20 protein-coding genes and 1 pseudogene are annotated in these 22,374 nt (G+C 72.9%); 10 read left to right on the forward strand and 11 right to left on the reverse strand.

Annotated features, from left to right (window positions below; all coding sequences use genetic code 11):
* Nucleotides 1-47 precede the first annotated feature (47 nt).
* The 6 genes from ACRAKH_RS24355 (at nucleotide 48) to ACRAKH_RS24380 (ending at nucleotide 7,643) form a co-directional block, all read left to right on the forward strand.
* Nucleotides 48-2,996: an AfsR/SARP family transcriptional regulator gene (locus ACRAKH_RS24355; protein WP_380727292.1), complete on the forward strand. Its 2,949-nt coding sequence runs from the start codon at nucleotides 48-50 to the stop codon at nucleotides 2,994-2,996.
* Between the two features lie 189 nt (nucleotides 2,997-3,185).
* A complete protein-coding gene (locus ACRAKH_RS24360; RefSeq protein WP_380727294.1) occupies nucleotides 3,186-3,494 on the forward strand; it encodes a hypothetical protein in 309 nt (102 codons plus the stop codon).
* Nucleotides 3,495-3,530: 36 nt separating this feature from the next.
* On the forward strand, nucleotides 3,531-4,370 hold the full coding sequence (locus tag ACRAKH_RS24365; protein WP_380727296.1) for a LytR/AlgR family response regulator transcription factor: 840 nt from the start codon (nucleotides 3,531-3,533) through the stop codon (nucleotides 4,368-4,370).
* On the forward strand, nucleotides 4,367-4,753 hold the full coding sequence (locus tag ACRAKH_RS24370) for a DUF485 domain-containing protein (RefSeq protein ID WP_447009315.1): 387 nt from the start codon (nucleotides 4,367-4,369) through the stop codon (nucleotides 4,751-4,753). Before ACRAKH_RS24365 ends, ACRAKH_RS24370 begins: the two co-directional genes overlap by 4 nt.
* Nucleotides 4,750-6,471 (forward strand): sodium/solute symporter, encoded by a 1,722-nt coding sequence (locus ACRAKH_RS24375; protein WP_380727300.1) that lies wholly within the window; start codon nucleotides 4,750-4,752, stop codon nucleotides 6,469-6,471. The genes ACRAKH_RS24370 and ACRAKH_RS24375 overlap by 4 nt, the downstream gene beginning before the upstream one ends.
* Nucleotides 6,468-7,643, forward strand: a complete 1,176-nt coding sequence (locus tag ACRAKH_RS24380) for a histidine kinase (protein ID WP_380727302.1) — start codon at nucleotides 6,468-6,470, stop codon at nucleotides 7,641-7,643. The genes ACRAKH_RS24375 and ACRAKH_RS24380 overlap by 4 nt, the downstream gene beginning before the upstream one ends.
* Before the next feature lie 52 nt (nucleotides 7,644-7,695).
* Here ACRAKH_RS24380 and ACRAKH_RS24385 read toward each other — a convergent pair whose 3' ends face one another.
* Nucleotides 7,696-7,947 carry a hypothetical protein gene (locus tag ACRAKH_RS24385; RefSeq protein ID WP_447009316.1) on the reverse strand — a complete coding sequence of 84 codons (252 nt, stop codon included), beginning with the start codon at nucleotides 7,945-7,947 and terminating at the stop codon, nucleotides 7,696-7,698.
* A gap of 178 nt (nucleotides 7,948-8,125) precedes the next feature.
* Nucleotides 8,126-8,390, reverse strand: a pseudogene (locus ACRAKH_RS24390) (transposase); the annotation flags it as partial.
* A gap of 418 nt (nucleotides 8,391-8,808) precedes the next feature.
* Here ACRAKH_RS24390 and ACRAKH_RS24395 point away from each other — a divergent pair.
* Genes ACRAKH_RS24395 through ACRAKH_RS24405 form a run of 3 tightly spaced genes read left to right on the forward strand, consistent with a single transcriptional unit; the run spans nucleotide 8,809 to nucleotide 11,811 of the window.
* A complete protein-coding gene (locus tag ACRAKH_RS24395; protein WP_380725688.1) occupies nucleotides 8,809-9,654 on the forward strand; it encodes a metallophosphoesterase family protein in 846 nt (281 codons plus the stop codon).
* Complete coding sequence (locus ACRAKH_RS24400; RefSeq protein ID WP_380725690.1) at nucleotides 9,651-10,310, forward strand: 4'-phosphopantetheinyl transferase family protein; 660 nt, start codon at nucleotides 9,651-9,653, stop codon at nucleotides 10,308-10,310. The genes ACRAKH_RS24395 and ACRAKH_RS24400 overlap by 4 nt, the downstream gene beginning before the upstream one ends.
* A 22-nt stretch (nucleotides 10,311-10,332) precedes the next feature.
* Nucleotides 10,333-11,811 (forward strand): glutamate--cysteine ligase, encoded by a 1,479-nt coding sequence (locus ACRAKH_RS24405; protein WP_380725692.1) that lies wholly within the window; start codon nucleotides 10,333-10,335, stop codon nucleotides 11,809-11,811.
* A 45-nt stretch (nucleotides 11,812-11,856) separates the two neighbouring features.
* Here the strand turns inward: ACRAKH_RS24405 and ACRAKH_RS24410 are convergent, their stop codons facing one another.
* From ACRAKH_RS24410 to ACRAKH_RS24425, 4 genes are all read right to left on the reverse strand, one after another.
* Nucleotides 11,857-13,299 (reverse strand): cellulase family glycosylhydrolase, encoded by a 1,443-nt coding sequence (locus tag ACRAKH_RS24410; RefSeq protein WP_447009317.1) that lies wholly within the window; start codon nucleotides 13,297-13,299, stop codon nucleotides 11,857-11,859.
* 115 nt (nucleotides 13,300-13,414) lie between these two features.
* Nucleotides 13,415-13,858: a hypothetical protein gene (locus ACRAKH_RS24415; protein WP_380725695.1), complete on the reverse strand. Its 444-nt coding sequence runs from the start codon at nucleotides 13,856-13,858 to the stop codon at nucleotides 13,415-13,417.
* A 145-nt stretch (nucleotides 13,859-14,003) separates the two neighbouring features.
* Entirely contained in the window at nucleotides 14,004-14,411 is a 408-nt protein-coding gene (locus ACRAKH_RS24420; protein ID WP_380725697.1) for a hypothetical protein, read from the reverse strand.
* Between the two features lie 4 nt (nucleotides 14,412-14,415).
* The gene (locus ACRAKH_RS24425) at nucleotides 14,416-14,964 is read right to left on the reverse strand and encodes a TetR/AcrR family transcriptional regulator (RefSeq protein WP_380725699.1); all 549 of its coding nucleotides are present in this window, start codon (nucleotides 14,962-14,964) and stop codon (nucleotides 14,416-14,418) included.
* Nucleotides 14,965-15,009: 45 nt separating this feature from the next.
* On the opposite strand from ACRAKH_RS24425, the gene ACRAKH_RS24430 reads away from it, so the two are divergent.
* Nucleotides 15,010-16,620 carry an AMP-dependent synthetase/ligase gene (locus tag ACRAKH_RS24430; RefSeq protein WP_380725701.1) on the forward strand — a complete coding sequence of 537 codons (1,611 nt, stop codon included), beginning with the start codon at nucleotides 15,010-15,012 and terminating at the stop codon, nucleotides 16,618-16,620.
* Here ACRAKH_RS24430 and ACRAKH_RS24435 read toward each other — a convergent pair.
* The 5 genes from ACRAKH_RS24435 to idi form a co-directional block, all read right to left on the reverse strand.
* Entirely contained in the window at nucleotides 16,584-17,306 is a 723-nt protein-coding gene (locus ACRAKH_RS24435) for a DUF998 domain-containing protein (RefSeq protein ID WP_380725703.1), read from the reverse strand. The genes ACRAKH_RS24430 and ACRAKH_RS24435 overlap by 37 nt on opposite strands.
* Before the next feature lie 213 nt (nucleotides 17,307-17,519).
* Nucleotides 17,520-18,506 (reverse strand): LacI family DNA-binding transcriptional regulator, encoded by a 987-nt coding sequence (locus tag ACRAKH_RS24440; protein ID WP_380725705.1) that lies wholly within the window; start codon nucleotides 18,504-18,506, stop codon nucleotides 17,520-17,522.
* A gap of 93 nt (nucleotides 18,507-18,599) precedes the next feature.
* On the reverse strand, nucleotides 18,600-20,297 hold the full coding sequence (locus ACRAKH_RS24445; protein ID WP_380725707.1) for a discoidin domain-containing protein: 1,698 nt from the start codon (nucleotides 20,295-20,297) through the stop codon (nucleotides 18,600-18,602).
* Nucleotides 20,294-21,556 carry a DUF1996 domain-containing protein gene (locus ACRAKH_RS24450; protein WP_380725709.1) on the reverse strand — a complete coding sequence of 421 codons (1,263 nt, stop codon included), beginning with the start codon at nucleotides 21,554-21,556 and terminating at the stop codon, nucleotides 20,294-20,296. Before ACRAKH_RS24450 ends, ACRAKH_RS24445 begins: the two co-directional genes overlap by 4 nt.
* A gap of 235 nt (nucleotides 21,557-21,791) precedes the next feature.
* Nucleotides 21,792-22,367 (reverse strand): isopentenyl-diphosphate Delta-isomerase, encoded by a 576-nt coding sequence (gene idi, locus ACRAKH_RS24455; protein WP_380725711.1) that lies wholly within the window; start codon nucleotides 22,365-22,367, stop codon nucleotides 21,792-21,794.
* Nucleotides 22,368-22,374 lie beyond the last annotated feature (7 nt).

Below are 22,374 nucleotides of genomic sequence, written 5' to 3' on the forward strand. Positions count from 1 at the left end.
GTACCCGGCGTACGAGCATGGCACTGGTCGGGACAGAACGGAGGCGGTTGACCCTGTCTCAGGACGAGTTCGGCGTGCTGGGGTCTCTCGTGGTCCGCCGGGACGGCCGCTCGGTCCCGGTCACCGCCGCCAAGCACCGCATCGTCCTGGCGACCCTGCTGCTGGGCGCGAACCGCTCCGTGCCGACGAGCGACCTGATCCGCCGGGTGTGGGGCGACGCGCCGCCGGACCGCGCCGCGCAGACGCTGCCCGTGTACGTGATGCGGTTGCGGCGCGCGCTGGGCGAGCCGCAGCTCATCCACACCACGCCGACCGGCTACCGGATCGACCTGCCGCCCGGCGCGCTGGACCTGCACCGGTTCGAGGCGCTGGCCGACGAGGCCGCGGCGCTGGTCGCCGCCGAGGACTTCGCCGCCGCGTGCCCGGTGTACGAGCGGGCGCTGGACTGCTGGCACGGCCCGCCGCTGGCCGACGTGCCGTCCGAGTCGCTGCACGAGACCGAGGTGCCGAACCTCGCCGAGCAGCGGTTGCGGGTGGTCTCCGAGCTCGTGGACGTGAAGCTGCGGCTCGGCCGGTGCGACGAGGTGATCGCCGACCTGCGCCGGCTGACCTCGCAGCACCCGCTGCGCGAGCGGTTCTGGTCGCAGCTCATGGTGGCGCTGTACCGGGCGGACCGGCAGGCCGACGCGCTCGACGCGTACCGGCAGGCGTCGACGGCGCTGGCGCGCGAGCTGGGCGTGGACCCGAGCGACTCGCTGCGCGCGGTGCACCACGCGATCCTCACCGGCGACCCGGCGCTGCACCAGCCGGCGGCGAGCACGTGGGCGCCGGTCTCGCAGCTGCCCGCGCCGGTGGGCAACTTCGTGGGCCGCGGCGCGGAGTTGGCCCGCGTGACGGGGATGTTGTCGCGCGGCGCGGCGACCGTGGTGGTGTGCGGGCCGCCGGGGGTGGGCAAGACGGCGTTCGCGATCTCGGCGTGCCACGCGGTGCGCGACCGGTACCCGGACGGCCAGCTGTACGTCAACCTGCGCGGGCACGCCACGTCGCCGCCGCTGTCCACGTCGGCGGTGCTGGCGCGGTTCCTGCGGGCGATGGGCGTGCGGTCGGACCACATCCCGGTGGACGAGGACGAGCTGGTCCGCGGCTACCGGGCCCGGCTGCGCGGCAAGCGGGTGCTGATCACGCTGGACAACGCGGCGTCGGTCGAGCAGGTGCGGCCGCTGCTGCCCGGCGACCCCGGCTGCTCGGTGGTCGTCACCAGCCGCAACGAGCTGCGGCTGCGCGCCACGTCCGTGCGGCTGGACGTGCTGCGCGGCGACGAGGCGTGGAAGCTGCTGGCGCGGTCGCTCGGGCCGGAGGCGGCGGTGGCGCAGTTCGACGCGGTCGGCGAGCTGGCCCGGCTGTGCGGCTACCTGCCGCTGGCGCTGCGGATCGCCCTGGGCAACCTGGTCGGCTCGTCGCACGTGGACGTCGCGTCGTACGTGGAGGAGCTGCGCGGCGGCGACCGGCTGGCCGCGCTGGCGGTGGACAACGACGACACGGCGGCGGTGCGGCGGGCGTTCGACCTGTCGTACGCGGCGCTCCCGCCGGACGCGGCGCGGCTGTTCCGGCTGACCGGGCTGCTGCCGGGGCCGGACTTCAGCGTGTTCGGGGCGGCGGCGCTGCTGGACGCGTCGGAGGACGTGGCGCGCGGGCTGCTGGAGGACCTGGCGTCGGCGCACCTCGTGCAGCGCGTCGGGGCGGACCGGTTCGCGCTGCACGACCTGCTGCACGACTACGCGGCGGACCGCGCGGCGGCGGCGGGCGAGGACCTGGAGGCGGCGCGGCGGCGGCTGTTCGAGTGGTACCTGCGCACGGCGATCGAGGTCGGCGACGTGCTGTACCCGGAGCTGGGCGTGTCCGGCCCGCCCCGGATGACGCCGGAGGTGGCCAGGGCGTGGCTGGACGCGGAACGTCCCAGCGTGCTGGCGGCGACCGAGCACTGCGCCGCGCACGGCCCGCTGCCGCTGGCGTGGCGGCTGATCGACGCGGTCGGCGGGTACTTCGGGTCGCACGGCCACCACGTCGAGTTCGTGCACGCCATCGACGCCGCGCTGGGCGCCAGCCGGGCCGCCGGCGACCACGACGCCGAGACGTTGATGCTGGTGTGGCTGGCGGCCGAGCACCGGAACCTGGGCAACCTGCGGGTGGCGCAGCGGTACCTGGGGTCGGCGCGGCCGACCGGGCGGACGGTGTGGATGCACGCCGGGCTGAACGGGGTGGTGCACCTGGAGCTGGGCGAGTTCCCGGCGGCGTTCGCCTCGTTCGAGCGGCTGATGGGGTTGAGCGGCGAGGAGTGGGCCGGGCCGCACGTGCGGATCGGCGCGCTGGCCGGGCTGGGCGCGTTGCGGCTGATGCGCGGCGAGCGCGTGGTGGCCGAGTCGCTGCTGTCCGAGGGCCTGGAGCTGGCGCGCGCCGCCGACGGGGTGAACATGGAGGCCACGTGCGCCGGGCTGCTCGCCCGCTGCCACACGGCGGCCGGGGACTACGCGCGAGCGGTCGAGCTGCTGCGCCACGCGCTCGCCTCGTGGTACCGGACGGGGGCGCGGCACGCGCGGGCGGAGGCGATGGCCCACCTGGCGGCGGCGCTGTGCCTGGGCGGCGAGCACGCGGAGGCGCTGCGGACGGCGCAGCGGGCGTTGGCGCTGGTGCAGGAGCTGGGCGGCAGCCCGCGGATCGAGTCCGAGATCCACAACGCGCTCGGCCTGGTCCTGCGCCACCTCGGCAAACCGGCCCGCGCCGTCGCCGCCCACCTGCGGGCGCTGGAACTGGCCACCTCCGCCGACTACCGCTACGGCCTGGCCCGCTCCCACGTCCACCTGGTCCGCGCGCTGGCGGCCGACGGGCGTCGCGCGGAAGCCCTCCGCCACGCCCGCGTGGGCCGCGACCTGGCGGCGCGCAGCGGGTTCGGGGACTTCGAGCGCATGGCCGCCGCGGCGCTGGACGAGGTGACCTGACCGCACGCCCGCGGCGACCCGCGATCACGCCCGCGTTCCCGTTCGGGTGGTTTCGCGAGCAGCGGGAATGTGTCCGTGGCGTTTCGAGTTCCGCACCAATCGAGACCACTCGTCCGGGTCGTTGACCCGGCCGCCCCCGAACGAGAGCATCGGGTTTCGATACAACCGCGGCTCACATCGGGGGATGCCATGGATTCCGATCCGCACGTCGTGCTGGCGCGGATCGCGGACGGCAAGCCCCGCACTTCCGCCGAATTGGTCTCCGCGCTCACGCAGTTGGCGCGGCTGGCGGACGAGTGGTCGGAGGTGGTGCGCGGGTTGGGCGAGCCGACCCGCCGGATGGTCGGCAGCGCGGCCGCGGCCTCGGTGTCCACGGCCGCGCGGCGGGCGCAGGAGGCGTTCCTCGAACTGGAGATGACGCTCGGTGACGCGGAGGCAGCGCGCCGGTCATTGCCCTTGGCCACCCCGAGGGACGAGGATAGGCGTCCGGTGGTCTAATCGCCGACGCCGCCGACCACACCGCATTGGAACTCCATGACCTCAGGACTTCCCTGTCCCCTCTGCGAGGGCCCGGAGCGCCGTGGGGCGCTTGAGCGCACGCTGCGGGTGCTCGCCGTGGACGACGAGGCCCCCGCCCTGGAAGACCTCGTCTACCTGCTGCGATCCGACCCGCGCGTCGCCCACGTCGAGGCGGTCACGGACGCGACCAAGGCGTTGCGGACGCTCCACCGGGCCATGGACGCCGGTCAGCCGGTCGACGCCGTGTTCCTCGACATCCGCATGCCGGGGCTGGACGGGCTGGACCTCGCCCGCGTCCTCTCCCGGTTCGCGCAGCCGCCGCGGATCGTGTTCGTCACCGCGCACCAGGAACCGGCGGTCGAGGCCTTCGAATTGAAAGCGCTCGATTACCTGCTCAAACCGGTCCGGGCGGAACGCCTGGCCGAGTCGGTGCACCGGATCGTGCACGAGGTGCTCGATTCGAAATCGCCGGAACCGGCCGGCGCCGCGCCCGCGGAGAAAGCGCCCGACGTGGGCGACGAGGTCATTCCGGTGGAACTCGGCGGTATCACCCGGTTCATCCGGCTGGCCGACATCCGGTACGTCGAGGCGCACGGCGATTACGCCCGCCTGCACACCGCCACCGGCAGCGGATTGGTCCGCGCCGCGTTGAACGGGCTGGAGGAGCGCTGGCGGTCCGCCGGGTTCGTCCGCATCCACCGCAGTCACCTCGTGTCACTCGGCCACATCGACGAGCTGCGGCTGGAGGACGGCCACCTGAGCGTCAACATCGGCGGCGCGGTGCTGCCGGTCAGCCGCCGGCACGCCCGCCAGTTGCGGCAGCTGCTGGTGCGCCGCAACCGGCAGCCGTCGTGACGTCGCCGCAGCGCCCGCACGCCCAGCGCGTGGTGGTGACGAGCCCGCGCACCCGCGCGCCGCGCGCGCCCCGGCCGTACCCGGCGTCGCGGGAGATCGACGAGCAGAGCGAGCTGGGCGCGGTCTACATGCGGTCCCTGATCCGGACGCAGCGGCGGCTCGGGCTGCTGCTGTGCGCGGTGGTGTGCGGGAGCGTCGCGGCGCTGCCCCTGGTGTTCACGTTCGCGCCGTCGGTGGCCGCCCAGCGGCTCCTCGGCCTGCCGCTGCCGTGGCTGCTGCTCGGCGTGCTGGTGTTCCCCGTGTTCGTGCTCGCCGGCTGGTTCTACGTGCGGCAGGCCGAGCGCAGCGAGCGGGAGTTCGCCGAGCTGGTGGAGCGTTCGTGACCAGTACGTACGGCATCATCGCCGTGCTCGGCGTGGCGGTCGGCACGATGCTGGTGGGCACGTACGGGCTGCGGATCTCGCGCACGACGTCGGACTTCTTCGTCGCCTCGCGGACCGTGTCGCCGTGGTGGAACGCGTCGGCCATCGGCGGCGAGTACCTGTCGGCGGCGTCGTTCGTCGGCATCGCCGGGCTGATCTTCGCGCACGGGCCGGACATGCTGTGGTTCCCGGTCGGCTACACGGCGGGCTACCTGGTGCTCCTGGCCCTGGTGGCCGCTCCCCTGCGGCGCAGCGGCGCGTACACGCTGCCGGACTTCGCCGAGGCCCGGTTCGGCTCGCCCGCGGTGCGCGCGGTGGCGAGCGGGTTCGCGCTGGGCATCGGGTGGCTGTACCTGTTGCCGCAGCTGCAGGGCGCCGGGCTGACGCTGCACACCGTGACGGGCGCGCCGGACTGGGTGGGCGCGCTGGTGGTCGCGGTGGTCGTCACCACGAACGTGATCTCCGGCGGGATGCGCAGCATCACGTTCGTGCAGGCCTTCCAGTACTGGCTGAAGCTGACCGCGATCGCGGTGCCTGTCGTGTTCCTGATCATGGCGTGGCACGCGCACGGCGCGCGCGACCTGACCGGGCCGCAGTTCCCCGAGTTCCCGAAGCAGACCACGGTGAGCTTCGACAGCGACACCGGCTTCGAGGTCACCCGGCCCACGCCGTTCACCGGTTCGGGCGTCGTGGACGGGCAGCGCGTGGACGGCGGCGGCGAGCTGACCGCGGGCGACCACGCCGTGGCCGCCGGGACGCGGCTGACGTTCCCCGAGGGCGCGGCCGTGCCGCACGTGCGGTCGATCCCGTCGAGCACGAACGACGTGTGGGCGCTGCCGATGCGCGGCGGCGAGCGGTTCCCGCTGTACGCGGTGTACTCGCTGATCATCGCCACGTTCCTGGGGACGATGGGGCTGCCGCACGTGATCGTGCGGTTCTACACCAACCCGAACGGCCGGGCGGCGCGGCGGACCACGTTGATCGTGCTGGGGCTGCTCGGCGTGTTCTACCTGATGCCGCCGATCTACGGCGCGCTCGGCCGGCTCTACACGCCCGAGCTGCTGATGACCGGGGACACGGACGCCGTGGTGCTGGTGCTGCCGAGCCGGATGATCGACGGGCTGGGCGGGCAGCTGCTGGGCGCGCTGGTCGCCGGCGGCGCGTTCGCCGCGTTCCTGTCCACCTCGTCCGGGCTGATGGTCTCGCTGGCGGGCGTGCTGAGCCGGGACGTGCTGCGGTTCCGCGGTGTGCGCGGGTTCCGGGTGTCGACGGTGCTGGCCGTGCTGGTGCCGCTGGGCATGACGTGGCTGGTGGGCAAGGTGCCGGTGGCGGACATGGTGGGGCTGGCGTTCGCGGTGGCGGCGTCGTCGCTGTGCCCGCTGCTGGTGCTGGGCATCTGGAGCACGCGCATCACCACGGTCGGCGCGGTCGCCGGCATGGTGGCGGGCGGGCTGCCCGCGCTGGTGGCGGGGCTCGTGACGATCAGCGCCGGCGGCCGCGGCGAGTGGTACCACGTGTTCCTGGCCCGGCCCGCCGCGTGGACCGTGCCGCTGGGTTTCGTCGTGATGTACGTGGTGTCGCTCCTGACGCCGCGCAAGGCGCCACCGGGGGTGAACCACGTCATGGTGCGCTTGCACGCGCCGGAGAACCTGGGTCTGCGCAGTCAGGACCGGCTGTGACGGCGCCGCTGTGGACGGTCGGCGCGATCCTGCTCGTCGGGGTCGCCGTCGTGATCACGCTGTGGTGGACCTCCCGCACCCGCAACGACTTCCTCACCCACGAGCAGCGGATCACGTTCGAGACGCTGCACACCGCGTGGTCCGCCGCTCCCCCGCTGCGCGCCGGGCTGGTGCCCGAGGCGGCGAAGAAGTCGGCGAAGCACCTGCGCACGCTGCTGGGCACGCCCGCGCTCGCGCTGACCGACGAGACCGAGGTCGTGGCGTGGGAGGGCGACGGCGAGCACCACGCGGCGGAGGCGATGGGCCTGGCCGCGGACGTGTTCGACACCGGCCGCACGCGGGCGTTCGACATCACCTGCTCCGAGCCGGACTGCCCGGTGCACACGGCCGTCCTCGCGCCGCTGACCGTGGAGGGCCGGGTCGTCGGCGTGCTCGCCGCGTACAGCCGGGAGGCGTCGGCCGGGTTGGTGCGGGCGACGAACGAGGTGGCGCGGTGGGCGTCCGGCCAGCTGGAACTGGCCGAGCTGGACCGGTCGCGGACCCGACTGGTGGAGGCGGAGGTGCGGGCGCTGCGGGCGCAGATCTCGCCCCACTTCATCTACAACTCGCTGTCCGCCATCGCGTCGTACGTGCGCACGGACCCCGAGCGCGCTCGCACCCTGTTGCTGGACTTCGCCGACTTCACCCGCTACTCGTTCCGCCGGGCGGGCGACTTCACCACGCTGTCGGAGGAGCTGAAGTCGATCGACCAGTACCTGGCGCTGGAACGGGCCCGGTTCGGCGAGCGGCTCAAGGTGACGTTGCAGATCGCGCCCGAGGTGCTGCCGGTGACCGTGCCGTTCCTCTGCCTGCAACCGCTGGTGGAGAACGCGGTGCGGCACGGCATGGAGGGCAAGGTCGGGCCGGGGCACATCTCGATCCTGGCGGCCGACGCGGGCGCGGAAGCGCACATCACCATCGAGGACGACGGGATCGGCATGGACCCGGAAGCCCTCCGCCGCACCCTGGCCGGTCAGGTCGGTGAGACGGCCGGGATCGGGCTGGGGAACATCGACGAGCGCCTCCGGCGGTGCTACGGCGACGACTACGGCCTGGTGGTGGAGACGGCGCAGGGGCTCGGCACGAAGATCAGCGTGCGGGTGCCGAAGTACCAGGCGGGCGTGCACGCCTGACCTCGGGGTACGCGTCGTCGGCGGCGACCGCGCGGCCGGGCCGGTGGCCGGATCAGGCGGCGACGACGTCCAGGCCCAGGGCCGCGGCGCCGGCGCGGGTCAGGCGGGCGGGGGCTCGGTGGCCCGGCGCGACCGGGACGGCGGCCTCGATCAGGCCCGCGTGCACGAGCGAGCGCGCCGTGGTCGGGTCGCAGAACGGCAACCCGTCCACCCGCACGTCGGGCTCCGCGCTCGCGGTCAGGTCGACCCGGTCGGCGGCGGTCGCCCGCAAGAGCGCGACCTCGCGTCTGGACAGTTCCGGCATGTCAAGCACCTCCGTTGGGACATACGGCGCAACGGGCGTCCCAGTTCACTCCTAGGACGCCCGAGCACACACCGTCGTTCCCCGTTCGTTCATCCAGCGGCGCGGGCGCCGCGCCGTTCCGCCGATTCCAACACCAGGCGCAGCCACTCGGCGTCTTCCACCGCGCCTTCCGCCACGACCCGCCGCAGCCGCAGCCACAGGCCCGCCTCGGTCCACTCCTGGAACCGCCGGTGCACCGTCGGCACGGTCACGCCGAACGTCGGCGGCAGGTGCCGCCACGCGCACCCGCTGGTCAGCACGAACACGATCGCGGTGAACAGCGCCCGGTCCGACACCCGACCGCGGCCGCCGCCCTGCCGGCGCACCTTCGCGGGCGGGATCAGCGGCTCCACGACCGCCCACAGCGACGGCGGCACCAGGCGCACGGCCAGCTGCTCGATCACGTCGGCGTGCGGCGGTCGGGCGGGGGTCTCCGGCGCGCGGCGCACCCACGGCTCCTGCCGCTGCGCGTCACCGCGCTGGCGGGCGCGCAGCAACATGGCCAGGGCGGCGTCGTCGGTGCGCCTCGGCGCGACCGCGGGGTGTGCGTGCTGCTGCACCTGGCGGGCGATCTCCGCGCCCACCGTTCGGCCGAACGGCTGCGCTGGTCGTGCGTAGTTGCTCATCAGGTCCTCCGCCCAGGACTGTCGTGATGCCCATCACGCTAGGAACCGGGACGCCCCCTGGTAAGGGAACGCGCGACGAACGGGAGTGGTCCAGCGTCACGCGGACACCCGCGCTCCGTCGAACGGCAACGCAGGAGCGACGAACGGATGAGCGGTCACTCCCCGCAGCCGGTTCGCCCCGGATACGCTCGATGGTGTGAGCACCGCGCCGCGTCTCCTCGCCACGAGCGACCTCCACGTCACCTACCGGCAGAACCGCGACTTCGTCGAGGCGATCCACCCCCACTCCCCCGACGACTGGCTCATCGTGGCCGGTGACGTGGCGGAGAAGTTCGACGACGTCGAGTGGGCGCTGGGCGTGCTGCGCGGCCGGTTCGCCAAGGTGGTCTGGTCGCCGGGCAACCACGAGCTGTGGACCACCAAGGACGACCCGGCGCAGTCCCGCGGCGAGGTGCGATACAAGCAGCTGGTCGAGCTGTGCCGGAGCATCGACGTGCTCACGCCGGAGGACGAGTTCGCGGTGTTCGAGGGCGCGGGCGGGCCGGTCGCGGTGGCGCCGCTGTTCACCCTCTACGACTACACGTTCCGCCCGGCGGGCACGACGGACAAGGCGTCCGCGCTGGCCGTCGCGCAGGAAGCCGGCGTGATCTGCACGGACGAGTACTTCCTGCACCCGGACCCGTACCCGAACCGGGAGGCGTGGTGCGCGGCGCGGCTGGAGGAGACCGAGCGGCGGTTGCTCGCCGTGGACCCCTCGTTGCGCACCGTGCTGATCAACCACTGGCCCCTCGTGCGCGACCCCACGTTCATCCTGCGGTACCCCGAATTCGCGTTGTGGTGCGGCACCGAGCGCACCGCGGACTGGCACCTGCGGTTCCGCGCGGCGGTGATGGTCTACGGCCACCTGCACATCCCGCGCACGATCCGCAAGGACGGCGTCCGCTTCGACGAGGTGTCGCTCGGCTACCCGCGCGAGTGGCAGCCGCGCGGCTGGACCAAGGCGCCGCTGCTGGACGTGCTGCGCGAGGGGGACGCCCGGTGATCACCGACCTGCTCGCGCCGCCCGTGTCCGCGGTCGACTTCTTCGGCGACCCCGACGGCGTCGTGCTGTTCCCCGAGGAGGAGGAGCACGTCGCGCGCGCCGTGGACAAGCGGCGCCGCGAGTTCGCCACCGGGCGGCACTGCGCGCGCACCGCGCTGGCCGGCCTCGGGTTCCCGCCCGTCCCGGTGCCGCCCGGCTCCCAGCGCGAGCCGACGTGGCCGGACGGGGTCGTGGGCAGCATCACGCACTGCAAGGGCTACCGGGCGGCGGCCGTGGGCCGGACCGCCGACGTGCGGACGATCGGCATCGACGCCGAGCCGAACGAGCCGACGCCCAAGGGCGTGCTGGAGGCCGTCGCGCTGCCCGGGGAGCTGGCCAGGATGGCCGAGCTGCGGGCGGCGAGCGACAAGGTCGCGTGGGACCGGCTGCTGTTCAGCGCCAAGGAGACGGTCTACAAGGCGTGGTTCCCGCTGGCGCGGAAGTGGCTGGGGTTCGAGGATGCGGAGGTGACCATCAACCCGGACGACGGCACGTTCAGCGCGCGCATCCTCGTCGAGGCGCCCGTCGTGGACGGGTTCGCCGTGGACGGGTTCACCGGTCGCTGGCTGGCGCGGGAGGGGTTTGTGGTGACCGCGATCGCGGTACCCGCGCGCTGATCACGGCGGGAAGGGCGGCGGTATGGGCGACGAGGTCGGGCGGCAGGAGTTCACCCGCGATGACCGCACGAGGTACCGCACGAAGGTGCGGCGTTGCCTGGACGTGTTCGCCCGGATGCTGCGCGAGTCGCGGTTCGAGTTCGACCGGCCCACCACCGGGCTGGAGATCGAGCTGAACCTGGTCGACGACCTGGGCGACCCGGCGATGCGCAACGCCGAGGCGTTGGAGGCGATCGCCGACCCGGACTTCGTGACCGAGCTGGGCCAGTGGAACCTGGAGATCAACATCGCGCCCCGGCTGCTGACCGGCGGCGGGATCTCCGAGTTCGAGGACGTGGTGCGGCGGTCACTGAACGAGGCCGAGCACAAGGCGCGCGAGGTCGACTCGCACATGGTGATGATCGGCATCCTGCCGACGTTGCAGCCGAAGCACCTGGCGGTGTCCGCGCTGTCCGGCAACCCGCGGTACGCGCTGCTGAACGAGCAGGTGCTGGCGGCCAGGGGCGAGGACCTGCACATCGCCATCGACGGCGTCGAGCGGTTGCAGCTGACCGCCGACTCGATCGTGCCCGAGGGCGCGTGCACGAGCACGCAGTTCCACCTGCAGGTGTCGCCCGACTCGTTCCCGGCGTACTGGAACGCGGCGCAGGCCATCGCGGGCGTGCAGGTCGCGGTGGGTGCCAACTCGCCGTTCCTGCTCGGCAAGGAGCTGTGGCGGGAGACGCGGATCGCGCTGTTCCAGCAGGCCACGGACACGCGCAGCGTCGAGCTGAAGGAGCAGGGCGTCCGGCCGCGGGTGTGGTTCGGCGAGCGGTGGATCACGTCCATCTTCGACCTGTTCGAGGAGAACGTGCGCTACTTCCCGGCGCTGCTGCCGATCTGCGACGCCGAGGACCCGGTGCAGGTGCTGGAGCGCGGCGACACGCCGTCGTTGGCGGAGCTGCGGCTGCACAACGGCACCATCTACCGCTGGAACCGGCCGGTGTACGACGTCGTGCGCGACCAGCCGCACCTGCGGGTGGAGAACCGGACGCTCCCGGCCGGCCCGACCGTCGTCGACATGCTCGCGAACGGGGCGTTCTACTACGGCCTGGTGCGCATGCTGGCCGAGGAGGAGCGGCCGCTGTGGTCGCAGATGTCGTTCAGCGCGGCCGAGGAGAACTTCACGGCGGGCGCGCGGGCGGGCCTCGACGCGCAGGTGTACTGGCCGGGGCTCGGCACCGTGCCGGTGGCGGAGCTGGTGCTGCGGCGGCTGCTGCCGATGGCGCACGAGGGGCTGGTGCGGCTGAAGGTGGACGAGGCGGAGCGCGACCGGCTGCTCGGCGTGATCGAGCAGCGGTGCCTGACCGGGGTGAACGGCGCGACGTGGCAGGCGAGGGCGTTCCACCACCACTACGACCACACCGCGCTGGACCGGCCCGAGGCGCTCCGGCGGATGCTGCGGACGTACCGGGACCTCATGCACACCAACGAACCCGTGCACACCTGGCCGGTGTCGTGACGCCCCGCCGGGGTGCGGCGCGGACGCCGCACCCCGGACGCGCGGTCAGCTCGTCGGGAAGTTGTCCGGCGTCCGCATGCGGTCGCGGACCCAGATGCCGGCGGGCTTGAGCGGGCCCGTGCCGGTGAAGGTGTTGCCGGCGCACGTGCCCTGCTTGAAGACCGCGCCGGAGCGGAAGTCGTCGGAGAAGTTCCAGTTCGTCCAGCCGATCTTGTTGGCGGCCAGGAAGTCCAGGTACTTCTGGCTGTAGGCGAAGTCGTTGGCGCCGTCGCCGGTGTAGGTCTGGGTGCCGAACTCGGTCACGAAGATCGGGATGCGGGACGCCGCGCGCTGGAGCGCGTTGAAGTACTCGTCCTGGTGCGACGCCGCGTAGAAGTGGAACGTGTACATGAAGTTCGTGGCGTTGATCGGGTTGTCGAGGATGTCCTGCTCGGTCCGCCCGTCGGAGATGCCGAGCGAGCCCCAGCCGTGCGTGCCGACGAACACCACGCCGTCCGGGTCCTGGGCCCGGATCACCGGGATCATCTGCTCCGCGTAGGACTTGATCCCCGCCCACGACACGCCGTTCGGCTCGTTGGCGATGTCGTAGATGATGTTGGTCTTGGCGCGGTGGCGGGACGCGACCTCGGTGAAGAACGTGCGCGCCAACGAGATGTTCGCGTTCGGGTCGCCCGGGGTGAGCTGGTGCCAGTCGACCAGCGCGTACATCCCGCGCCGCGTGGCCTCCTCGATGTACCCGTGCACCATGTCGGTGAACCGGCGCGGGTCGGTCTCGTACCCGCCCTCCTGCACGTACATCGAGATGCGCAGGACGTCGGCGCCCCAGTCGGACGCCAGCGCGTCGAGGGACGCGGTCTTGACGCACTGCGAGTACCACTGGATGCCGTGGGTGCTCATGCCGCGCAGCTGCACAGGCTTGCCGTACTGGTTGCACAGCTTGACCCCGCACACGCGGAGCTGCCCGTTGACGTCGGCGGGACGGCCGACGGCCACCGCGCCGGTGTCGACGGTGACCTTGTCGAGGTTCGGGCCGCCGTGGGCGGTGGTGGCGGTGGCCCGGACGCGGTTCGCGCCGGCGGCCAGGGTGACGGTGGCGGCGCGGGTGCCCCAGGTGCTCCACGCGCCGGTGCCCGCGAACGCCACGCCACCCGCCGCGACGGCGCCGTTGACGGCGATGTCCATCGGCCGGTCGGCGGTGGTCCCGTTGGCGTACCGGAAGGTCAGGGTCGCGGGTCCGGCGGTCGCGGCGGTGACGGTGAACTCGACGTACGCGCCGGTCTCGTTGTCGTAGTTGACGAACCCGCTGCCGGTGTAGCCGGCGTGGTTCGCCTCGGCCAGGCCGTTGGAGATCGTCGCGGTCTCGGCCTGGTGCTCGGTGACGGCGAGCGCCTCCGGCTGGGCCCAGCCGGACACCGGCAGGGCGGCGGGCAGGGCCAGCAGGGCCGCCACGAGAACGGGTCCGCCGAGCCATCGGGGACGGGGTGCCACAAGTGCCTCCCACAAGGGGTCAGGGATGAGGTGATCACGCGGCGGCGGTTCAGTTAGGAAAGTTTCCTATCTGTTGCGTGGATCACAGCACCCCGGCGCACCCGCTGTCAACGGTTCAGGGCGTCGGCACGGCCAAGCGGACCGGACGCGATCGCGCGGCCTGCTGCGGGCTCGGCTGAGGGCTCGGCTGGAGGCCCGGTTGGGGGCACGCCTTCCACGCGGACACCAGCGCGGGCAGCAGCACCTGCCACGGCAGCCGGACCAGCACGTCGTGGCGCACGACCAGCGCCACCCGCGCCACCGGACCGCCGTCGAACCACACCACGCGCAGCGGCGGGCCGCCCGGCACGCCGTCGTCCACGGCGGCGAGCTGCACCAGGCAGGAGGGCAGGCCCACCCGGTGGACGCACGACTCGGCCGTCACGCCGTCCGCGCGCAGCTCCTCGTGCCGGACGAGCAGGGACCGCACGGCGTCGACCAGCCGCCGCTCCCCCAACCCGGCCCGGACCTGCACGGTCAGGCACTCGTACCCGGTGACCGGGACCGGTCGTGTGGCCACTCGGCCCGCCTTTCCTCGACGTCAGGTAAGGCCTACTACCAATCACCGCCGCCGGAGCCGAAGCAGGCCGAAGTGCCGGTGACCGAAGTGCCGGTGACCGAAGTGCCGGGCAGCAAGTCCGAAGCCGGGGTGCCCGAGAGCGCGGCTAGTAGTCGTCCCCGCCGAAGAACGTCTCCTCCAGCCGGTCCGCCGTGCCCGCCAGGAGGGCCAGCGGCTCGGTGAACTCGTGGATGTCGAGGTCCGTGAGCGGCAGGGAGTGCCGCAGCACGACGTGGTCGCCCATGATCGCCGCGCCGCACGCGATGGTCGAGTTGCCGACCTCGGTGAGGAAGGCGTGCAGGTCCACGTGCGCCGCCAGCCCGATCGGCGAGGCGATCTGCACCCACTCGTGCAGCTTGTCGAGCACCTCGCGGACCAGGATGACCACCTGGGTCCGCTCGTCGTCCTCGTCGAACTGCTCGAAGTTGAACAGGATGCGGATCTCGTCCTCGTTCTCCGAGATCACGTCGTAGGTCTCGTGCACGTATGCGGCGAGGTCGCCCCAAGTGGCCATGTGATCACCCTAAGGGGGCGACCGCCGCCCACACCGCATCGGCGACGAAGTCGGCCGCGTCCGCCAGGTCGAATCCGCCCAGCAGATGCCGCCGGGCGCACTCGTGCGCGGGACCCAGCACCACCGGGTCCAGTGCCCACAGCGGCAGCGCGCGCAGCTCGCCGGCCGCCATCCGCTCCGCGAACCAGCGCGCGACCGGCGCGAACGCCTCCGCCTTCGCCGCGGGATCGGCGGTCAGCGGCGCGCCGTACAGGAACCTGGCCCGACCGGGGTGCTCGACGACCCAGTCCAGGTACCGCGCCACCAGCGCCCGCACGGCGGCCTCCGCGTCACCGGCGTCCAGCGCGGGGACCATCGCGGCGACGCAGTGCGCGAAGCTCTCCCCGTACAGCACGGCGAACAGCCCGGCCCGGCTGCCGAAGTGGTGGTAGACGCTGCCGTTGGACACCCCGGAACGGGCGGTCAGCGCGGTGATCGTGACGCCGTCGAGGCCGCGCTCGTCGACCAGCGCGAGCGCCGCGTCGAGCACAGCCCGCTGACCCGTCGATCTCACCGGGTTAGAGTACCGCTCTAGAGCGCCGCTCCCCTGGAGGTCACCGTGGCCCGTTCCATCCCCGATCTGCTGCGCGAACGGGTGGCTGCCACCCCGGACGGCGAGGCGCTGCGCCACCGCACCGGCGACACGTGGACGTCGATGACGTGGGCCGAGGTCGGCGAGCACGTGCGCAAGCGCGCCCTGGGCTTCCGCGAGCTGGGCGTGCGCGACGAGGCGCGGGTGGCGATCATGGCCGCGACGAGCGTCGACTGGATCCTCACCGACCTGGCCGTGCTCGCGGCCGGCGGCGTCACCACGACGATCTACCCGAGCAGCACGCCGGACGTCGTCGCGCACATCGTCCGCGACTCGGAGAGCGTCCTCGTGGTCGCCGACCCGGAGCTGGCGGACAAGGTCGACGCGAAGGTGGTCGCGCCGGACTGGGAGCCCGAGGACGCCGAGGGCGACTACGACGCGATGGTGGACGAGCTGACCCCGGACCGGCTGGCCACGTTGATCTACACGTCCGGCACGACGGGCACGCCCAAGGGCGTCGAGCTGACCCACGACAACTGGCTCCACACCGCGGACGCCATCGCCGAGCTGGGCGTGCTCACCCTCGACGACCTGCACTTCCTGTGGCTGCCGATGTCCCACGCGTTCGGCAAGGTGCTCCAGGTCGGCATGATCGCGACCGGCTCCCCCACCGCCGTGGACGGCGACGTGGACCGGATCGCGGCGAACCTCCAGGAGCTGCGGCCGACCGTGGTCGCCGCCGCGCCGCGGATCTTCGAGAAGATCCACCAGAGGGTCGTCGCGTCCATGCGCGAGGCGGGCGGGGTGAAGGCCAAGCTGTTCGACTGGGCGCTGACCGTGTCGGAGCACCCGGAGTGGAAGCTCCGCCGCAAGATCGCCGACAAGCTCGTGTTCAGCAAGCTCCGGGCGCGCGTCGGCGGCCGCATCAAGTACTTCGTGTCGGGCTCCGCGCCCCTGTCGCTGCCGGTCGGCGAGTTCTTCGAGCGCGCCGGCATCACCATCCTGGAGGGCTACGGCCTCACCGAGTCGTCGGCGGCGTCGTTCGTGAACCGGCCGGGCGCGAACAAGCTCGGCACGGTCGGCCGTCCCCTGCGCGGCACCGAGGTGCGCATCGCCGAGGACGGCGAGGTGCTCATCGGCGGTCGCGGCATCATGCGGGGCTACCACGGCCTCCCGGAGGAGACCGCCGAGACGTTGCGGGACGGCTGGCTGCACACCGGCGACATCGGCGAGCTGGACGACGAGGGCCGGCTGCGCATCACCGACCGGAAGAAGGAGCTGATCAAGACCTCCGGCGGCAAGTACGTGGCGCCGCAGGCGGTGGAGGGCCTGATCAAGGCCAACAGCCCGTACATCGGGAACGTCCTGGTGCACGGCGACCGGCGCAACTACTGCGTCGCGCTGGTCACCATCGACCCCGACCTCGCGCCCGCCGACCTCGACCGGGAGGCGGAGGTGGCGCGGGCCGTCGAGGCGGCCAACGCCAAGCTGGCGCGGCACGAGACGATCAAGAAGTTCGCCGTGGTCCCGGAGGACTTCACGGTGGCCGACGGCACCCTCACCGCGAGCCTGAAGATGCGCCGCAAGGAGATCGAGACGCGCTACCGGGACGTGCTGGAGAGCTTGTACGCGGGCTGAGCGCCGGGCGCGGGGCGGGCCGGGTGGGCGGCCGCGACCGCCCACACCCCCGCCACCAGCACCGCGACCACCTCGGTGAGCACCAGCAGCCGTTCCACGTACCCGAGCGGGATCACCCGCCACCAGGACGTGCCGACGACGGCGTTCACCAGGATCGCGTACAGGATGGGCGTGAAGGCCAGGGCCGACAGCAGGCCGAACCGGAACGTCCAGCGGGCGTGCGCGGCCCACACCGGGTCGCGCAGCCAGGGGCGGGCGAGCAGCACCATGGCGACCGGCAGGGCGATGAACGCGACCATGCTGCCGAAGCGGTGGATGCTGCCGCTCAGGCTCGGTCCGATCGACCAGTCGTTCTTCGGGAAGATCACCACCAGGGTCAGGCCCGCCGACCAGGCGGAGAACGCCAGCGAGCCCGCCGAGTGCCACTTCGCCAAGCCCTGCCGCACCAGCACCGCGAGGATGACCACCGACCCGAGCACGAGCAGCAGGACGCCCGTGTCGAACGCCCAGCGGTACGGACCGAGCGCGTACTCGCTGATCGTGCGGCGCAGGTGCCGGGACGACTCGGTGAGGCGGTAGAGGTCGAGCCCGCCCACCAGGACGACGGTCAGCACGACGGCGGCGGCGCCCCCGAGGGCGGCGAAGCGGGCCGGGGAACGGGTCTGCGCGGGTTCGGCGATCGGCACACCGGACAGAACGGACGGCGACCGGTGTGTTGTTCCGCCGTTCAGCGAATCGACAGCTTCGACAGCGTTCCCACAGCTCCCGCTCAGGTCCGCCGAGGCGGGGTGCCGGGTCGGCTCGACGGCAGCCGGCTCGACGCCGGTGCACCTGGGCGACGCTCAACCGGCGGCCGGCTCGACCGGGGTCAGCTCGACCGGCGGCCGGCTCGACCGGGGTCAGCTCGACCGGCGGACCACGAGCGTCGGCGCGAACACCACCGAGCTGACCGGGCGGTCCGGGCGCTCGACCCGCTGCACCAGCAGGCGGGCCATCTCGGCCGCCATGTCCTCCACCGGCTGCCGCACCGTCGTCAGCGGCGGGTCGCACTCGACCGCGGGGCTGCTGTCGTCGAACCCGACGACCTTGACGTCCTCCGGCACGCGCCGGCCGTGGTCCCGCAGGACGGGCAGCGCGCCGGCCGCCATCAGGTCGGAGGCGATGAACACGCCGTCGACGTCCGCGTCGGCCAGCCGACGGGCCGCCGCCGCGCCGCCCTCGCGGGAGAAGTCACCCTCGACCACCACGGGCTCGGGCAGGCCGTGCCCGGCCACCGCCTCGCGGAACCCGCGCAGCCGGTCCTGACCGGCGGGCGTCTCCAGCGGCCCGGTGATGGTCGCCGGCCGGCGGCAGCCGCGGGACACGAGGTGGTCGGCCGCGAGCGCGCCGCCCGCGGCCTGGTCGACGTCCACGTACGTGATCGGCATCGGCCGGACGGGACGGGCGGCCAGCACGACCGGCAGGTCGGCCTCGATCAGCAGGCGCGGCAGCGGGTCGGCGCCGTGGGTGTGGATGAGGATCACGCCGTCGAGCCGGTTCTGCCGCAGGTCGTCCACCACCTCGCGGTGGTCGCCCGTGGTCAGCACGAGCTGCACGCCCAGCGGCCGGATCACCGGCAGCACGCCCGCGACCACCCGGCCGAAGTACGGGTCGTGCACGGTGCGGCCCTCGTCGGGCAGGACGAGCCCGATCGCGCCCGCCCTCCGGGTGACGAGCGAACGCGCCGCGCGGTTGGGCGTGTACCCGGTGCTGGAGATCGCCTTCTCCACGACCCGGCGCAGCTCGCCGTCCACCGTGGCGACCCCGTTGACGACCCGGGACACCGTGGCCCGGGAGACCCCCGCGATCCGCGCGACCTCTTCCAACGTGACTGGTCTGCGGTCCACGTGAGCCTTTATACCGTCGCCGACCTCCGCCGGACGGGTGCGTCCCCGCGAGGAGAGACCGAGGTCTCCCCGCCGGGGGACGCACCCGACCCGTCACTGGTACACGCGGACGTAGTCGACCAGCATGCGCTGCGGGAAGACCGTGGTGGCGTCCGGCGGTCCGGGCCAGTCACCGCCCACCGCGTTGTTCAGCAGGATGAAGAACGGCTTGTCGAACACCCACGGGCCGCGGGTCGCCTCCACCGTCGCCTTGTCGATGGTGAGGACGGTCACGCCGTCGATGCTGAACACCATGCCCCGGCTGTTCCAGTCCACCCGGAACAGGTGGAACGCGTTGGCGTAGTCCTGGCCGATGTCGCGCATCGCGCCGATGCCGCCGCCGCCGAAGTACGCCGGGCCGTGGATCGTCTGGTACGCCGTGTTCGGCTCGCGGCCCAGGTGCTCCATGATGTCGATCTCGCCGCTCGCGGGCCACGCCGTGCCCTTGAAGATGTCGTTCCCGAGCATCCAGAACGCGGGCCAGAGGCCCTTGGTGCCCGAGACCTTGATGTTCGCCTCGACGCGGCCGTAGGTCCACGACGCCTTGCCCTCGGTGATGAGCCGGGCCGACGTGTACTGGCACGTGCCGCTGCCGCTGACCGGGTCGACCGGGCACGCCGAGCCGGGCGTGACCTCCCGCCTGGCCTCCAGCACCATGTTGCCCGCGCCGTCGGTGAACGCGTTGCGGTTGTCGGTGTAGTACTGGAGCTCGGCGTTCTGCCCGGTGCCGATCTCGGGCCGCCACTTCGCGGCGTCCGGCCGGGTGCCCGCGGGCGCGTTGAACTCGTCGCTCCACACCAGCCGCAGCGGGTTGCCGGGGTCCGGGGCCTGCGGCGGTGGTGGCGTGGGGCTGCCGCCGGTGCCGTAGACCTGGAACTCCCACAGCGAGTAGCCGTACGGGCCGCTGCGCGCGGTGAGGTTCACCCGCACGTACCGACCCGTACCCGAGACGGTGAACGTCTGCTTGAACCCCGTGCCGTTCGTGACGGAGTGGATCGTGGTCCACGTGGTCGCGTTGTCCGAGGTCTGGAGCTGGAACGCGGCGGCGTGCGCCGGGTCCCACTGCACGACCACCTTGCTGATCCGCGCGGACGCGCCCAGGTCGACGTAGATCCAGCCCGGGTCGACCCAGCCCGTGGTGGGGCTGGTGGCCCAGCGGGTGGCCGGGTTGTGGTCGAGCGCCTTCGCGGGGGTGCACGCCGGGCAGGCGCCGTCGTCCTGGAACGACGAGGCGAACGCCGGCTTGTTGTACGAGAGCAGCGCTTCCCCGCCGCCGGTGTTCGTGCCCGTGCGGACGGCGAACTCCCACAGCGACACGCCGTACTGCGTGGCGCGGGCCGTGGTGTGGACGCGGACGTAGCGGCCGGCGCCCGAGAAGGTGAGGTTCTGCGTGCCGCCGGCGCCGGTCGTGGTCTGGAAGACCGTGGTCCACGCCGTGCCGTCGGCGGACACCTGGACCTGGAACGCGGTCGCGTAGGCCGCCTCCCACTGCAACGTCGCGCCGCAGACGTCCCGGCTCGCGCCGAGGTCCACCCGCAACCACTGCGGGTCGCTGAACGCGCTGGACCAGCGCGTGCCGGCGTTGCCGTCCACCGCCGACGCGGCCGTGAACGGGCTGCCCGGCTCCACCGACGACGCGGTCACCGGCGCGTTGAGCGCCGCGTTGGCCGTGCCGCACTCCGCCGCCGCCGCGGTGGGCGTCGGCACGACCAGCGCCGCGAGCAGGGCCACCGCCCCGATCAGCCGCCTCACGGCCGGCCGTCCGCGCCGCACTTGATGATCGGGTTGATGCAGTCGCGCACCCGGCGGGCGAGTTCCGCCTCCGGCCACGCGTTGAAGAAGTCGCCGTGCATGGTGAAACCCGCGCCGGAGGCCAGCCGGAACCGCGCCGGGTCGCCGTTCACGGGGTAGCGCAGCACCTGGCGCAGCTTCGGCACCGGCACCGGGTGGGTGGCCGGGCAGTCCGCGTTCACCGGGTACGCCATGTGGCTCTTGTGGTCCGGCGAGTCCAGGTCGCGGCCGTTCCAGCACTGCGGGAAGTCCAGGTAGGACTCCAGCATCGTGCCCGCCGGGCAGTTCACGAAGTCCTTGGACGCGCCGACGTGCCCGGCGTGCAGGCAGGACCAGCGGGAGATCGTGCTCGCGTCGGGCTGGGTGGCCCGGGCGTTGCCCGCGACGATCCGCAGGCCCAGCGGGAACGGCTTGATGCGCGCGATCACGTCGTCGCGGACGCCTTCGCCGAGGTAGTAGAACGTGGTGCCGGTCGGCTCGACGGGCTGGTTGTCCGCGTACAGCGTCGGCACCCAGTAGGAGGACAGGTCGGTGCCGGGGTTGCAGTTGCTCGTGCCCGCCAGCAGGGACTCCACCGTCGACCGGGCGTTGGTGGTGGTGTTGCCGAAGAAGCTGTGCATGTGCGAGCCGCCGGGCAGGTTCGGCGCGACGATCGGGTCGTCCGGCAGGCGGTGGCTGAACGGGCAGTCGGCCAGGAACTCCGCGACCCGGACGATCGGGCCGCTGGTGTTGCGGACGCCGAACACCTGGAACTCCCACAGCGACACGCCGTACTGCGTCGCGCGGGCGGTCGTGTGGACGCGGACGTGGCGGGTCGTGGCGGAGACCGTGATGTCCTGCACGCCGAGGACGCCCGAGGCCGTGGCGATCGTCGTCCACGCGTTGCCGTCGGCGGAGGTCTGGAGCTGGAACGACCGCGCGTAGGCCGTTTCCCAGTTGAGGCTGACGCGGGTGATCGCGGTGGAGGAGCCGAGGTCGACGCTGATCCACTGCGGGTCGGCGGCGGCGCTGGACCAGCGCGTGCCGGTGTTGCCGTCGACGGCCGCGGCGGCGGGCGTGCCGCCGTGCTCGGTGGAGGAGGCGGACACGGGCCTGCCCTGGGACAGCAGTTCCGGCGCCGCCGAGGCGGGTGAGGGGACGAGGGTGAGCCCGGAGGCGACCAGGGCCGCGCCGGCGAGTGCGGTGACCAGTCGACGCCATCGGCGAGTGGTGGGAACCACGACTCCCCTTTCGTGAACGAGACGAGGGGACAAGGAGGGTTCAGAGAGCGCTCTCACAGCGGAACGTAAGACGACCGCCACGCCGCGTCAAGGAAAGCGGGGAGTTCCGGTCATCCCGGAACCGTGGAGGAGAGAGCGCTCTCTGCGCCCCGGTCCGGTCACGCCTCCGGAGGGAGGGATGACGGGGCTCGGGTGCGTGCGCCGGCGGCCAGGCCGGGGCGGGCAGCGGGGTTGGTCAGAGGCGGGCGGCGGGGGGCAGGTCGGAGGCGGGACCGGTGGGCCAGGCCAGCGGGTCCGGGCCGAGCTTCACCAGCTCCGCCACCTGCAGGGCGCACCACGGCGACACGGGGCGGACGCCCGCCAGCACGGCCGCCGAGAACTCCTCCCACGGCGCCCACTCGAACGAGTCGACCTCGTCCGGGTTGGGCGTCGGGTCACCGGAGACGGCGCCGCGGAACACGGGGCACATCTCGTTCTCGGTGATCCCGTTCTCCATCACCGCCCGGTACCGGAACGCGGGCAGCACGAGGTCGAGCCGCACGTCGGCCAGGCCCAGCTCGTCGGACAGCCGCCGCGTCACGGCCGAGACCACCGACTCGCCCGGCGCGGGGTGGCCGCAGCACGAGTTGGTCCACACCCCCGGCCACGTCTTCTTGTGCAGGGCGCGCCTGGTCAGCAGCAGGCGGCCCGCCGCGTCGAACAGGTACGACGAGAACGCCAGGTGCAGCGGGGTGGACGAGTGGTGCACGGAGGCCTTGTCGGCGACGCCGACCCCGGTTCCGGACTCGTCCAGGAGCACGACTTGTTCCACACGCCCA

The organism is Saccharothrix hoggarensis (genome assembly GCF_052936025.1).

Bases quoted from the DNA above. Each gene is read 5' to 3' on its own strand.
- ACRAKH_RS24360 (WP_380727294.1), top strand. From the start codon at position 3,186: ATGGATTCCGATCCGCACGTCGTGCTGGCGCGGATCGCGGACGGCAAG.
- ACRAKH_RS24365 (WP_380727296.1), top strand. From the start codon at position 3,531: ATGACCTCAGGACTTCCCTGTCCCCTCTGCGAGGGCCCGGAGCGCCGT.
- ACRAKH_RS24385 (WP_447009316.1), bottom strand. From the start codon at position 7,947: ATGCCGGAACTGTCCAGACGCGAGGTCGCGCTCTTGCGGGCGACCGCC.
- ACRAKH_RS24405 (WP_380725692.1), top strand. From the start codon at position 10,333: ATGGGCGACGAGGTCGGGCGGCAGGAGTTCACCCGCGATGACCGCACG.
- ACRAKH_RS24420 (WP_380725697.1), bottom strand. From the start codon at position 14,411: ATGGCCACTTGGGGCGACCTCGCCGCATACGTGCACGAGACCTACGAC.